The sequence below is a fragment of the Streptomyces sp. NPDC024555 genome (assembly GCF_055559335.1).
Genome location: NZ_JBVHKV010000002.1, coordinates 1 through 12,270, shown reverse-complemented (window position 1 = coordinate 12,270; position 12,270 = coordinate 1). Strand labels below are relative to the sequence as shown.

At 70.3% G+C, this 12,270-nt stretch carries 11 protein-coding genes; 9 read left to right on the top strand and 2 right to left on the bottom strand.

All coding sequences use genetic code 11. The features are described from left to right. Nucleotides 1-137: 137 nt before the first annotated feature. The 6 genes from eccD to ACZ4FH_RS02685 all read left to right on the top strand — a co-directional run bounded on the left by eccD (nucleotide 138) and on the right by ACZ4FH_RS02685 (nucleotide 7,243). On the top strand, nucleotides 138-1,628 hold the full coding sequence (gene eccD / locus ACZ4FH_RS02710; RefSeq protein ID WP_467301765.1) for a type VII secretion integral membrane protein EccD: 1,491 nt from the start codon (nucleotides 138-140) through the stop codon (nucleotides 1,626-1,628). 176 nt (nucleotides 1,629-1,804) lie between these two features. After that, entirely contained in the window at nucleotides 1,805-2,095 is a 291-nt protein-coding gene (gene rpsO / locus ACZ4FH_RS02705; RefSeq protein WP_018551846.1) for a 30S ribosomal protein S15, read from the top strand. A gap of 270 nt (nucleotides 2,096-2,365) precedes the next feature. Beyond that, nucleotides 2,366-4,579, top strand: coding sequence for a polyribonucleotide nucleotidyltransferase (locus tag ACZ4FH_RS02700; protein WP_467302407.1), 2,214 nt, complete (start codon nucleotides 2,366-2,368; stop codon nucleotides 4,577-4,579). Then, complete coding sequence (locus tag ACZ4FH_RS02695) at nucleotides 4,576-5,955, top strand: M16 family metallopeptidase (RefSeq protein WP_467301761.1); 1,380 nt, start codon at nucleotides 4,576-4,578, stop codon at nucleotides 5,953-5,955. Before ACZ4FH_RS02700 ends, ACZ4FH_RS02695 begins: the two co-directional genes overlap by 4 nt. Nucleotides 5,956-6,001: 46 nt before the next feature. After that, the gene (dapB, locus tag ACZ4FH_RS02690; protein ID WP_467301760.1) at nucleotides 6,002-6,754 is read left to right on the top strand and encodes a 4-hydroxy-tetrahydrodipicolinate reductase; all 753 of its coding nucleotides are present in this window, start codon (nucleotides 6,002-6,004) and stop codon (nucleotides 6,752-6,754) included. Between the two features lie 12 nt (nucleotides 6,755-6,766). After that, a complete protein-coding gene (locus ACZ4FH_RS02685; protein ID WP_467301759.1) occupies nucleotides 6,767-7,243 on the top strand; it encodes a hypothetical protein in 477 nt (158 codons plus the stop codon). An 82-nt stretch (nucleotides 7,244-7,325) separates the two neighbouring features. Here ACZ4FH_RS02685 and ACZ4FH_RS02680 read toward each other — a convergent pair whose 3' ends face one another. Beyond that, nucleotides 7,326-7,877, bottom strand: a complete 552-nt coding sequence (locus ACZ4FH_RS02680; RefSeq protein WP_467301758.1) for a hypothetical protein — start codon at nucleotides 7,875-7,877, stop codon at nucleotides 7,326-7,328. Nucleotides 7,878-7,971: 94 nt separating this feature from the next. Beyond that, nucleotides 7,972-8,211 carry a hypothetical protein gene (locus ACZ4FH_RS02675; RefSeq protein WP_467301756.1) on the bottom strand — a complete coding sequence of 80 codons (240 nt, stop codon included), beginning with the start codon at nucleotides 8,209-8,211 and terminating at the stop codon, nucleotides 7,972-7,974. A gap of 188 nt (nucleotides 8,212-8,399) precedes the next feature. Between ACZ4FH_RS02675 and thyX the strand changes: the two genes are divergently transcribed. The 3 genes from thyX to ACZ4FH_RS02660 all read left to right on the top strand — a co-directional run bounded on the left by thyX (nucleotide 8,400) and on the right by ACZ4FH_RS02660 (nucleotide 12,006). Beyond that, the gene (gene thyX, locus ACZ4FH_RS02670; RefSeq protein ID WP_467301754.1) at nucleotides 8,400-9,137 is read left to right on the top strand and encodes an FAD-dependent thymidylate synthase; all 738 of its coding nucleotides are present in this window, start codon (nucleotides 8,400-8,402) and stop codon (nucleotides 9,135-9,137) included. 152 nt (nucleotides 9,138-9,289) lie between these two features. Then, complete coding sequence (gene dapA / locus ACZ4FH_RS02665) at nucleotides 9,290-10,189, top strand: 4-hydroxy-tetrahydrodipicolinate synthase (RefSeq protein WP_383643982.1); 900 nt, start codon at nucleotides 9,290-9,292, stop codon at nucleotides 10,187-10,189. A 131-nt stretch (nucleotides 10,190-10,320) separates the two neighbouring features. After that, nucleotides 10,321-12,006, top strand: a complete 1,686-nt coding sequence (locus ACZ4FH_RS02660) for a ribonuclease J (protein ID WP_383643979.1) — start codon at nucleotides 10,321-10,323, stop codon at nucleotides 12,004-12,006. The last annotated feature ends 264 nt before the right edge of the window (nucleotides 12,007-12,270 follow it).

The following is a 12,270-nucleotide window of genomic DNA, read 5'->3' as shown; positions in this document are numbered from 1 at the left end:
GCGGACCCGCACCGGCGCCCCCGTGGCTGCCGCCGCCCCATGAACCGGCCTCCGCGCGACCGTGATCCTACTGGCCGGACCCTCCCGGTAGGGTGGCGCGCGCAACCGCCGAAGCGGACCGCAGGGGGAACAGACAGGTGAGTACGACCGCGGGGAGCGGCTTCTGCCGCGTCACAGTCGTGGCACCCGACAGCAGGATCGACGTCGCACTGCCGGAGGACCTCGCCGTCGCCGACGTCGGCCCGGAGATACTGCGGCTCACCGGCCGCGCCCAGGCCGTCGCCACCCCCACGGGCTACCACCTCGTCCGCCGGGACGGCACCGTCCTCGACGGCGCCCGCACCCTCGCCGAGCAACAGGTCCTGGACGGCGAGATCCTCACCTTCCGCCCCTTCGCCGCCTCGCTGCCGCCCGCCGTGTTCGACGACGTCTCCGACGCCGTCGCCTCGGCCGTCGGCCGCGACCGCCACCTGTGGAGCGACGAACTGCTGCGCGGCGCCGGAGCGGCGGGCGCCGCCCTGCTGCTCCTGCTGATGACCGTCGCCCTCTGGTACGCCGACCCGGTCCACCACGACACGCACGGCCTGCCCGCCGTCGCCGCCGCGACCTCCGGAACGCTCCTCACCGCCTTCGCCGCCGTCCGCGCCCGCGTCTACGCGGACCGGCTCACCGCCGTCGCCCTCGGCCTCGGCGCGCTGCCCCTCCTGCTCCTCGCCGGCTCCGGCGTCATCGGCCCCGACGCCGGACAGGGCCCCGGACGGCTCCAGCTCCTGCTCGGCTGCGTCGCCGTCCTGGTCGCCTCCGTGGTGCTGGTCGCGGTCACCCCGGGCGGGGACGCCCCGTTCGTCGCCGCCGCCCTGCTCTCCACCGCGGGCACCCTCGCCGCCTTCGCCGCGATCCTCACCGAGTCCACCGCCGCCTCGGCCGCCGCCGTCTGCGCCCCCACGGCCATCGGCCTCATCGCCTTCCTCCCCGGCCTCTCCGCCCGCTTCGCCCGGCTCCCCATCGACGCCGCCCCGCCGCGCACCCCGCCCACCGGCCACGCCGACCCCTTCGCCGACCCGCTCACCGGCCCGGACGGCCCGCACGCAGCCGCCCCCGTCGACGCCCGGACCGTCGCCGAGCGCGCCCGGCGCGGCCACGAACTGCTCCTCGGCCTCGTCGGCGGCTGCGCCGCCCTGGCCGTCGCGTCCGCCGCCGTCCTCGGCTTCTCCGGCTCCACCTGGGGCCGGCTGCTCGCCCTGGCCACCGGTCTCGCCCTGCTCCTGCGGGCCCGGCTCTTCCGCTACACCTCCCAGGTGGTCTGCGTCCTGGCCGCCGGGACCGGCGCGGTCGCCGCACTCGTCCTCGGCCTGGCGCTGAACCCGCCCGAGGACCTGGTGACGGGGCTCACCCGCTACGGCGAACGCGGCGACCTCGATCTGCGTACCCTCGGGATCTGCGCGGCGGTCGCCGCCGGCGCGGTCCTGCTCACCGCCGTCGGGCTGATCGTCCCGCGCGCCGGGCTCTCCCCGTTCTGGGGCCGGATCCTGGACCTCGCCGAGAGTGTGCTCCTGCTCTCCCTGGTCCCGCTCTGCCTGGCCGTCCTCGACGTGTACGCCCGCGCCCGGGACCTCACCGGCCGATAACCCCGTCGGGGTCGGCTGCGAACGACTGGTAGTCTGGCTGTGGCCGTTTGTGTACGCGTTCCCGGTCGTTTCTGGGAACTGCGCCCATCGGACCTTCGCTCCCGAGTCACCCAAGCCCCCCTGAGAACCAGACCAGGGGCACTCGTGGGCGCTTCGAACACCAAGAGGAGTACCGCGTGCCGCTCGACGCCGCTACGAAGAAGCAGATCATGACCGAGTTCGCGCAGAAGGAGGGCGACACCGGTTCCCCCGAGGTTCAGGTCGCCATGCTCTCGCGCCGCATCTCGGACCTGACGGAGCACCTCAAGACGCACAAGCACGACCACCACTCCCGTCGTGGTCTGCTGATCCTGGTCGGCCAGCGTCGCCGCCTCCTGCAGTACCTGGCCAAGAAGGACATCCAGCGCTTCCGTGCGCTCGTCGACCGCCTCGGCATCCGCCGCGGTGCGGCCGGCGGCGCCAAGTAAGGACGCTGTGAAAGGGAGCGGTTCCCACATCCAGGGGGCCGCTCCCTTTGCCGTACGTGCGCTACCGGGGACAACCTCAGTAACCTGGACGTACGACAACGCACGAGGAGAAGCGCGCCGTCGCCGCCGCCGGTCCTCGGTAGTGGCCCCCGGGACCATGCCCGGGAGCTTCGATCGAAGACCGGCCCCGCACCCAGGGTGCGCTTCTCCGCACCGCCCCGCGCCACACGGGCGCCGGGGCGAAAGACGACGAGTATGGAGAAATCACTAGTGGAGAACGAGACCCACTACGCCGAGGCCGTTATCGACAACGGGACCTTCGGCACCCGCACCATCCGCTTCGAGACGGGCCGCCTGGCCAAGCAGGCCGCCGGCTCCGCCGTCGCGTACCTGGACGACGACACCATGGTGCTGTCGGCCACCACCGCTTCCAAGCGGCCCAAGGACCAGCTCGACTTCTTCCCCCTCACGGTGGACGTCGAGGAGCGGCAGTACGCCGCCGGCAAGATCCCCGGCTCCTTCTTCCGCCGCGAGGGACGCCCCTCCGAGGACGCGATCCTCACCTGCCGCCTGATCGACCGCCCGCTGCGCCCGTCCTTCAAGAAGGGCCTGCGCAACGAGATCCAGATCGTCGAGACGGTCATGGCGCTCAACCCCGATCACCTGTACGACGTGATCGCGATCAACGCCGCGTCCTGCTCCACGCAGCTCGCCGGCCTGCCCTTCTCCGGCCCGATCGGCGGCACCCGTGTCGCGCTGATCAAGGGCCAGTGGGTCGCCTTCCCGACGCACACCGAGCTCGAGGACGCCGTCTTCGACATGGTCGTCGCGGGCCGCGTCCTGGAGGACGGCGACGTCGCGATCATGATGGTCGAGGCCGAGGCCACCGAGAAGACCATCCAGCTCGTCAAGGACGGCGCCGAGGCCCCGACCGAAGAGGTCGTCGCCGCCGGTCTGGAAGCCGCGAAGCCCTTCATCAAGGTGCTCTGCAAGGCCCAGTCCGACCTCGCAGCCAAGGCCGCCAAGCCCACCGGCGAGTTCCCGGTCTTCCTGGACTACCAGGACGACGTCCTGGAGGCCCTCACCAAGGCCGTCAGCACCGAGCTGGCCAAGGCGCTCACCATCGCCGGCAAGCAGGAGCGCGAGGCGGAGCTGGACCGCATCAAGGAGATCGCGGGCGAGAAGCTCCTCCCGGAGTTCGAGGGCCGCGAGAAGGAGATCTCCGGTGCCTACCGCGCGCTGACCAAGAAGCTGGTCCGCGAGCGCGTCATCAAGGACAAGGTCCGCATCGACGGCCGCGGCGTCACGGACATCCGTACGCTCGCCGCCGAGGTCGAGGCCATCCCGCGCGTGCACGGCTCGGCGCTCTTCGAGCGTGGCGAGACCCAGATCCTGGGCGTCACCACCCTCAACATGCTCCGGATGGAGCAGCAGCTGGACACCCTTTCCCCGGTGACCCGCAAGCGCTACATGCACAACTACAACTTCCCGCCGTACTCGGTCGGCGAGACCGGCCGCGTGGGCTCGCCCAAGCGCCGCGAGATCGGCCACGGCGCGCTCGCCGAGCGCGCCATCGTGCCGGTGCTGCCCTCGCGCGAGGAGTTCCCCTACGCGATCCGCCAGGTCTCCGAGGCGCTGGGCTCCAACGGCTCGACGTCCATGGGCTCGGTCTGCGCCTCCACCATGTCCCTGCTGAACGCCGGTGTGCCCCTCAAGGCCGCCGTCGCCGGCATCGCCATGGGTCTGATCTCGCAGGAGATCGACGGCAAGACCCACTACGTCGCCCTGACCGACATCCTCGGCGCCGAGGACGCGTTCGGCGACATGGACTTCAAGGTCGCCGGTACGAAGCAGTTCGTCACCGCGCTCCAGCTCGACACCAAGCTCGACGGCATCCCCGCCTCGGTCCTGGCCGCCGCGCTGAAGCAGGCCCGCGACGCCCGCCTCCACATCCTCGACGTGATGAACGAGGCCATCGACGTCCCGGACGAGATGTCCCCGAACGCCCCGCGGATCATCACCGTCAAGATCCCGGTGGACAAGATCGGTGAGGTCATCGGCCCCAAGGGCAAGATGATCAACCAGATCCAGGAGGACACCGGCGCCGACATCACGATCGAGGACGACGGCACCATCTACATCGGTGCCCAGCAGGGCTCGCAGGCCGAGGCCGCCCGCGCCACGATCAACGCGATCGCCAACCCGACCATGCCGGAGGTCGGCGAGCGCTACCTGGGTACGGTCGTCAAGACCACCACCTTCGGTGCGTTCGTCTCCCTGATGCCCGGCAAGGACGGTCTGCTGCACATCTCGCAGATCCGCAAGCTGGCCGGCGGCAAGCGCGTGGAGAACGTCGAGGACGTGCTCGGTGTCGGTGCCAAGGTCCAGGTCGAGATCGCCGAGATCGACTCCCGCGGCAAGCTCTCCCTCATCCCCGTCATCGAGGGCGAAGAGGACGAGAAGAAGGACGACGCCGCCAAGTGACGTCCCGTAGTTCCGCGACGACGGCCCGCCCCTCCTCGGAGGGGCGGGCCGTCGCCCGTACCCAAACGCTTCTCAAGGGCAGCAACGGCATCGGCACGGTCCGCCGCACGGTCCTCCCCGGCGGCCTGCGCATCGTCACCGAGACCCTGCCCTCCGTACGCTCCGCCACCTTCGGCATCTGGGCCAACGTCGGATCGCGCGACGAGACCCCGACGCTGAACGGCGCGACGCACTACCTCGAACACCTCCTCTTCAAGGGCACCGCCCGGCGCACCGCCCTCGACATCTCCGCCGCGATCGACGCGGTCGGCGGCGAGATGAACGCCTTCACGGCGAAGGAGTACACCTGCTACTACGCGCGGGTCCTCGACACGGACCTGCCGCTGGCCATCGATGTCGTCTGCGACATGCTGACCGGCTCCCTGATCGCCTCCGAGGACGTCGACGCCGAACGCGGCGTCATCCTGGAGGAGATCGCCATGACGGAGGACGACCCCGGCGACTGCGTGCACGACCTGTTCGCGCACACCATGCTCGGCGACACCCCGCTCGGCCGCCCCGTCCTCGGCACCGTCGACACGATCAACGCCCTGAACCGGGGCCAGATCGCCCGCTTCTACAAGAAGCACTACGACCCCACGCACCTGGTCGTCGCCGCCGCCGGCAACGTCGACCACGCCACCGTCGTTCGCCAGGTCCGCAAGGCCTTCGAACGGGCCGGGGCGCTCTCCCGCACCGACGCCGTGCCCATGGTGCCCCGCCAGGGCACCCGCGCCCTGCGCACCGCGGGCCGCGTCGAGGTGCTCGGCCGCAAGACCGAGCAGGCCCACGTCGTCCTCGGCATGCCCGGCCTGGCCCGCACCGACGAGCGCCGCTGGGCGCTCGGCGTCCTCAACACCGCCCTCGGCGGCGGCATGAGCTCCCGCCTCTTCCAGGAGGTACGGGAGAAGCGCGGCCTCGCCTACAGCGTCTACTCGTACACCTCGGGCTTCGCCGACTGCGGGCTCTTCGGCGTGTACGCGGGCTGCCGCCCCAGCCAGGTCCACGACGTCCTCAAGATCTGCCGCGACGAACTGGACCGGGTGGCCTCGGACGGCCTGAGCGACGAGGAGATCCGCCGCGCCATCGGCCAGCTCTCCGGCTCCACCGTCCTCGGCCTGGAGGACACCGGCGCGCTGATGAACCGCATCGGCAAGAGCGAGCTGTGCTGGGGCGAGCAGATGTCCGTCGACGACATGCTGGCCCGCATCGCCCAGGTGACCCCCGACGACGTCCGCTCGGTGGCGGGCGAGCTCCTCGGACACCGCCCCTCGCTCTCCGTCATCGGCCCCCTCAAGGACAAGCAGGCCGACCGCCTCCACGAGTCGGTCGCCTAGGCACCGTCTTCCGCCACCCCTCACCCGTCACCCGAAAGAAGCAAGCATGAGCAAGCTGCGCGTGGCCGTCCTCGGCGCCCGGGGCCGCATCGGTTCCGAAGCGGTACGAGCGGTCGAGGCCGCCGACGACATGGAGCTGGTGGCCGCCCTCGGCCGAGGCGACTCACTGGACGTCCTGACGGACGCCGGTGCCCAGGTCGTCGTCGAGCTGACCACCCCCTCCTCGGTGATGGAGAACCTGGAGTTCTGCACCCGGCACGGCATCCACGCCGTGGTCGGCACCACCGGCTGGACCGACGAACGGCTCGCGCAGCTGCACACCTGGCTCTCCGGCTCGCCCGGCACCGGCGTGCTCATCGCGCCGAACTTCTCCATCGGCGCCGTCCTCACCATGAAGTTCGCCCAGCAGGCCGCCCGCTACTTCGAATCCGTCGAGGTCATCGAGCTGCACCACCCGAACAAGGCCGACGCCCCCTCCGGCACCGCCGCGCGCACCGCCCAGCTGATCGCCGAGGCCCGCGCCGAGGCCGGCTGCGCCCCCGCGCCGGACGCCACCGCCACGGCGCTGGACGGGGCACGCGGCGCGGACGTCGACGGGATCCCCGTCCACTCCGTACGCCTGCGCGGCCTGCTGGCCCACCAGGAGGTGCTCCTCGGCGGCGAGGGCGAGACCCTCACCATCCGGCACGACTCCCTGCACCACAGCAGCTTCATGCCGGGCATCCTGCTCGGCGCACGCCGTGTGGTGACCACTCCGGGCCTCACCTTCGGCCTGGAACACTTCCTCGACCTGAACTGACTGAGCCCCGCCATGCGCGCAAAGATCACGTACATCGTCACGGCCGCCGTCCTGGTCTTCTACTTCGTCCTGGTCGGCAGCCGCGGGGTGCTGCTCATCGAGCACGGCACCCTGATCACGGTGACCTTCGGGGTCGCCGTGCTGATCCTTCCGGTGATCGGCCTCTGGTTCCTCTGGAAGAACACGCAGTTCGTCCGGCGGGCCAACGCCCTGGCCGCCGAGCTGGACGCCGAGGGCGGCCTCCCGGTGGACGACCTGGCGCGTACCCCGAGCGGCCGGATCGACCGGGACTCCGCCGACGCGGCGTTCGTCCGCCGCAAGGAGGAGGCCGAGGACGCGCCGGACGACTGGCGGTGCTGGTTCCGCCTCGCCGTCGCCTACCAGGACGCCCGGGACACTCCCAGGGCCCGCAAGGCCATGCAGCGGGCCATCGCCCTGCACGCCCGCGCGGCGGCCCCTCCGGCGCGTTCCACACCGTCCGGCGCCTGAGCAGCACGCGGGACGGCCGCCCTGCCGCGGGAATCCCCGTGGCAGGACGGCCGTCCCGCGTCGTTCTTTGTGTCTCCGGGACTCAGGGGCGCCGGTACTCCTCGCCCCAGGCCTCGATCGTGTCCGCGGCCCGGTCGAACGCCTCGCCCCGCGCGAGGAAGTCCGCGTTGGAGTCGGTGAGCAGCGGCGGCACCGCGTCCCCGCCCTTGCGCACGACGATCAGGGCCTGGCCCTGCACGGTACGGGGGAAGCCGAGCCACTTCACGGGCTGCTGCACGGTGCGCACGGCGGAGGCGCGGTTCCACGGCACCGTCGTGGTCATGAAGAAGCCGACCCGGCGGACCCCGTGCCGGCTCACCCACGCACCCATCCGCAGCATCCGCAGCGCGCAGATGATCACCGCGAGGGCGAGCGCGAGGCAGGCTCCCGCCCCGGGCACCGCCCCGGCGAACGCCGTGATCATCGCGGCGAACAGGATGAACGAGGCCAGCAGCAGCAGGACGGCCGCCGACGCGACCCGCCAGGGGCCGAGACGGTACGGGCGCCGCCAGCTGTCGTGGTCGTCGAACGGCAGCGCGGCGTCCTCGGCGCTCGCGTCAAACGCGCGGTCGGCCGTCAGGAAGGGCAGGGGCACGACTGATCCTCACTCACAAGCACGCTCGATTGCTGTGCCCGGTGAGGCTACCGAGGAGGCTACCGGCCGGACCACCCCAGGGGGGCCGTACGAGTCACCGTCCGTGCGCGGCCTCGGTCTGCTGGGCCTGCTGCGGGGACTGCCCGGGGGACAGGGCCGGCAGCCCCAGCAGCAGCGATCCGACGAGTCCGGCGACCACGACGAGGCCCATCAGGGCCCGCCCGGCCTTCTCGGAGACGGAGGCCCGCTCGCGCGGGGGCGGAGTGACGTTACTGCGGAAGCGGTCGGCCTCGGCGACGAACGAGAACGGGACGGACTCCCGTCGGCGGAACATGGGGTGACTCTCCTGGGAACGTTGTTTCGGGTGCTACTGCACAGTCAGACGCACGGGAGGTCCGATCGGTGCCCGGATGTGACGGATTGGCCGAAGAAATCCCGGGGCGGGTGGTGACGGACGGCGTTGTCAGTGGCGGCCCGTAGAGTGGGCGCCGCCCGAGCGACGCCATTGGAAGGACCCCGCCGGTGACCGAGACCCCCGAATCCGCACAGCCCAGTTTCCGCAGTGATGTCACCGTCGAGCTGGTGAAATCCGCCGCCGGCGACGCCGACGTGCTGTTCGCCGCCCGTGTGTCCACGGCCGGTGAGCAGTCCCTCGAAGAGATCACCAAGGACCCTGAGCGCTCCAAGGGGCTCATCAACTACCTCATGCGGGACCGGCACGGCAGCCCGTTCGAGCACAACTCGATGACCTTCTTCATCAGCGCCCCGATCTTCGTGTTCCGCGAGTTCATGCGGCACCGCGTCGGCTGGTCCTACAACGAGGAATCGGGCCGCTACCGGGAGCTCCAGCCGGTCTTCTACGTCCCGGGGGAGTCCCGCAAGCTCGTCCAGCAGGGCCGCCCCGGAAAGTACGAGTTCGTCGAGGGCACCGCCGAGCAGCACGCGCTCACGAGCAAGTCCATGGAGGACTCCTACCGCCGCTCCTACGAGGCGTACCAGGAGATGCTGGCCGCCGGAGTGGCCCGCGAGGTGGCCCGCGCGGTGCTCCCGGTCGGCCTCTTCTCCTCCATGTACGCCACGTGCAACGCCCGCTCGCTGATGCACTTCCTCGGCCTGCGCACCCAACACGAGCTGGCGAAGGTGCCGTCGTTCCCGCAGCGCGAGATCGAGATGGTCGGCGAGCAGATGGAGGCCCACTGGGCGCGGCTCATGCCGCTCACCCATGCAGCCTTCAACAAAAACGGACGCGTGGCCCCGTAGGCGGTGTCCGTATTGCGGCGTTTCGTGAAGTTCATCTAGGCTGATCAAACGGACCCGGCACTGCTTGAACCCCCGAGCAGGCAGTGCCGGGCTCCTCTTGCTTGTCCCCCCGAGGGGGCACCGCGCGTCGAGCAACGAGTAGCGTGTTACCCATGGCTCCGATCTCCACTCCGCAGACCCCCTTCGGGCGGGTCCTCACCGCTATGGTCTCGCCCTTCACGGCGGACGGCGCTCTCGACCTCGACGGCGCCCAGCGGCTCGCCACCCATCTGGTGGACGCAGGCAACGACGGCCTGATCATCAACGGCACCACCGGCGAGTCCCCGACCACCAGCGACGCGGAGAAAGAGCAGCTCGTACGAGCCGTGCTGGAGGCGGTGGGGGACCGGGCGCACATCGTCGCCGGCATCGGCACCAACGACACCCGCCACAGCGTCGAGCTGGCCCGCACCGCCGAGCGCATCGGCGCCCACGGCCTCCTCGCGGTCACCCCGTACTACAACAAGCCGCCCCAGGAAGGCCTGCTCCGGCACTTCACGGCGATCGCCGACTCCACCGGCCTCCCGGTGATGCTGTACGACATCCCCGGCCGCAGCGGTGTGCCGATCGACACCGAGACGATCGTCCGGCTCGCCGAGCACCCCCGCATCGTGGCCAACAAGGACGCCAAGGGCGACCTCGGCCGCGCCAGCTGGGCCATCGCACAGTCGGGCCTCGCCTGGTACTCGGGCGACGACATGCTGAACCTCCCGCTCCTCTCGGTCGGCGCGGTCGGCCTCGTCTCCGTCGTCGGCCATGTCGTCACCCCCGATCTGCGCGCCCTCGTCGAGGCCCACCTCGGCGGCGACGTCCAGAAGGCGACCGAGATCCACCAGAAGCTGCTGCCGGTCTTCACCGGCATGTTCCGCACCCAGGGCGTGATCACCACCAAGGCCGCCCTCACCCTCCAGGGCCTCCCGGCGGGCCCCCTGCGCCTCCCCCTGGTGGAACTCACCGCACAGGAAACGGCGCAGCTCAAGATCGACCTGGCCGCCGGTGGGGTACAGCTGTAACCACGGACTTCACAACTGAATACGCGAGGAACGCTCGCAACGGAGCAGTACCCAAGACAACAGCAAGTGCACGAATGACATGCGCGCCACGTGCCCAAGCGGTACGTGGCGCGCGTGGTAAGGAGAGTCTTTTGAGTCATCCGCACCCTGAACTCGGTACCCCGCCGAAGCTCCCGAAGGGAGCCCTGCGGGTCACCCCTCTCGGCGGCCTCGGCGAGATCGGCCGCAACATGACGGTCTTCGAGTACGGCGGACGCCTGCTCGTCGTCGACTGCGGCGTCCTCTTCCCCGAGGAGGAGCAGCCGGGCATCGACCTGATCCTTCCGGACTTCACCACCATCCGGGACCGCCTCGACGACATCGAGGGCATCGTCCTCACGCACGGCCACGAGGACCACATCGGCGGCGTCCCGTTCCTGCTGCGCCTGAAGCCGGACATCCCGCTCATCGGCTCCAAGCTGACCCTGGCGCTCATCGAGGCCAAGCTCCAGGAGCACCGGATCCGGCCCTACACCCTTGAGGTCGCGGAGGGCCGCCGCGAGCGCATCGGAGTCTTCGACTGCGAGTTCATCGCGGTCAACCACTCCATCCCGGACGCTCTCGCGGTCGCGATCCGCACCCCCGCGGGCATGGCCGTCGCCACCGGCGACTTCAAGATGGACCAGCTCCCGCTGGACGGCCGCCTCACCGACCTGCACGCGTTCGCCCGGCTGAGCGAGGAGGGCATCGACCTGCTGCTCTCCGACTCGACGAACGCGGAGGTCCCGGGCTTCGTCCCGCCGGAGCGGGACATCCAGAACGTCCTGCGGAATGTGTTCGCCAATGCGCAGAAGCGCATCATCGTGGCGAGCTTCGCCAGCCACGTCCACCGCATCCAGCAGATCCTGGACACGGCCCACGAGTACGGCCGCCGGGTCGCCTTCGTCGGCCGCTCGATGGTCCGCAACATGGGCATCGCCCGTGATCTCGGCTATCTGAGGGTCCCGGCGGGACTCGTCGTCGACGTGAAGACCCTCGACGACCTGCCGGACGACGAGGTCGTGCTCGTCTGTACGGGTTCGCAGGGCGAGCCGATGGCCGCACTGTCCCGGATGGCCAACCGCGATCACCAGATCCGCATCGTGCAGGGCGACACGGTGATCCTGGCGTCGTCGCTGATCCCCGGCAACGAGAACGCCGTCTACCGCGTGATCAACGGCCTCACCCGCTGGGGCGCCAACGTCGTTCACAAGGGCAACGCCAAGGTCCACGTCTCGGGTCACGCCTCGGCGGGCGAGCTGCTGTACTTCTACAACATCTGCCGGCCCAAGAACCTGATGCCGGTGCACGGCGAGTGGCGCCATCTCCGGGCCAACGCCGAACTGGGAGCGCTCACGGGCGTCCCGAAGGACCACATCGTCATCGCCGAGGACGGCGTCGTCGTCGACCTGATCGACGGCAAGGCCAAGATCGTCGGCAAGGTCCAGGCCGGTTATGTGTACGTGGACGGGCTCTCGGTCGGCGATGTCACCGAGACCTCCCTCAAGGACCGCCGCATCCTCGGCGACGAAGGCATCATCTCCGTCTTCATCGTGGTCGACAGCACCTCGGGCAAGATCGTCGGCGGCCCGCACATCCAGGCACGCGGTTCCGGGATCGACGACGGCGCGTTCGGCGCCGTCGTGCCGAAGATCCAGGAAGCACTCGACAAGTCCGCCCAGGACGGAGTCGTCGAGCCGCACCAGCTCCAGCAGCTGGTCCGCCGCACGGTGGGCAAGTGGGTCTCCGACACCTACCGCCGGCGCCCGATGATCCTCCCCGTCGTCGTCGAGGTCTGACCTCCCGATCGGCGCGAACTACGGAGCGGGGCCCCCGATTTGCATCGGGGCGCTCCGCTCCAGTACGTTTACGTCTCCGCCTCAACGGGAAGCCCGGCGCACATCTGTGTGCCGCGAGCCCCGCGAAGGGGTGGAAATTCCGACTCAGAACTTCTGATAAAGTCGGGTCCGCCGGAAAGGGAAACGCGAAAGCGAAGAACTGGAAAGCGAAAAACGCTTGACCCGCTTCGACCGGGAATCGGACACGAAAGAGTCTGATAGAGT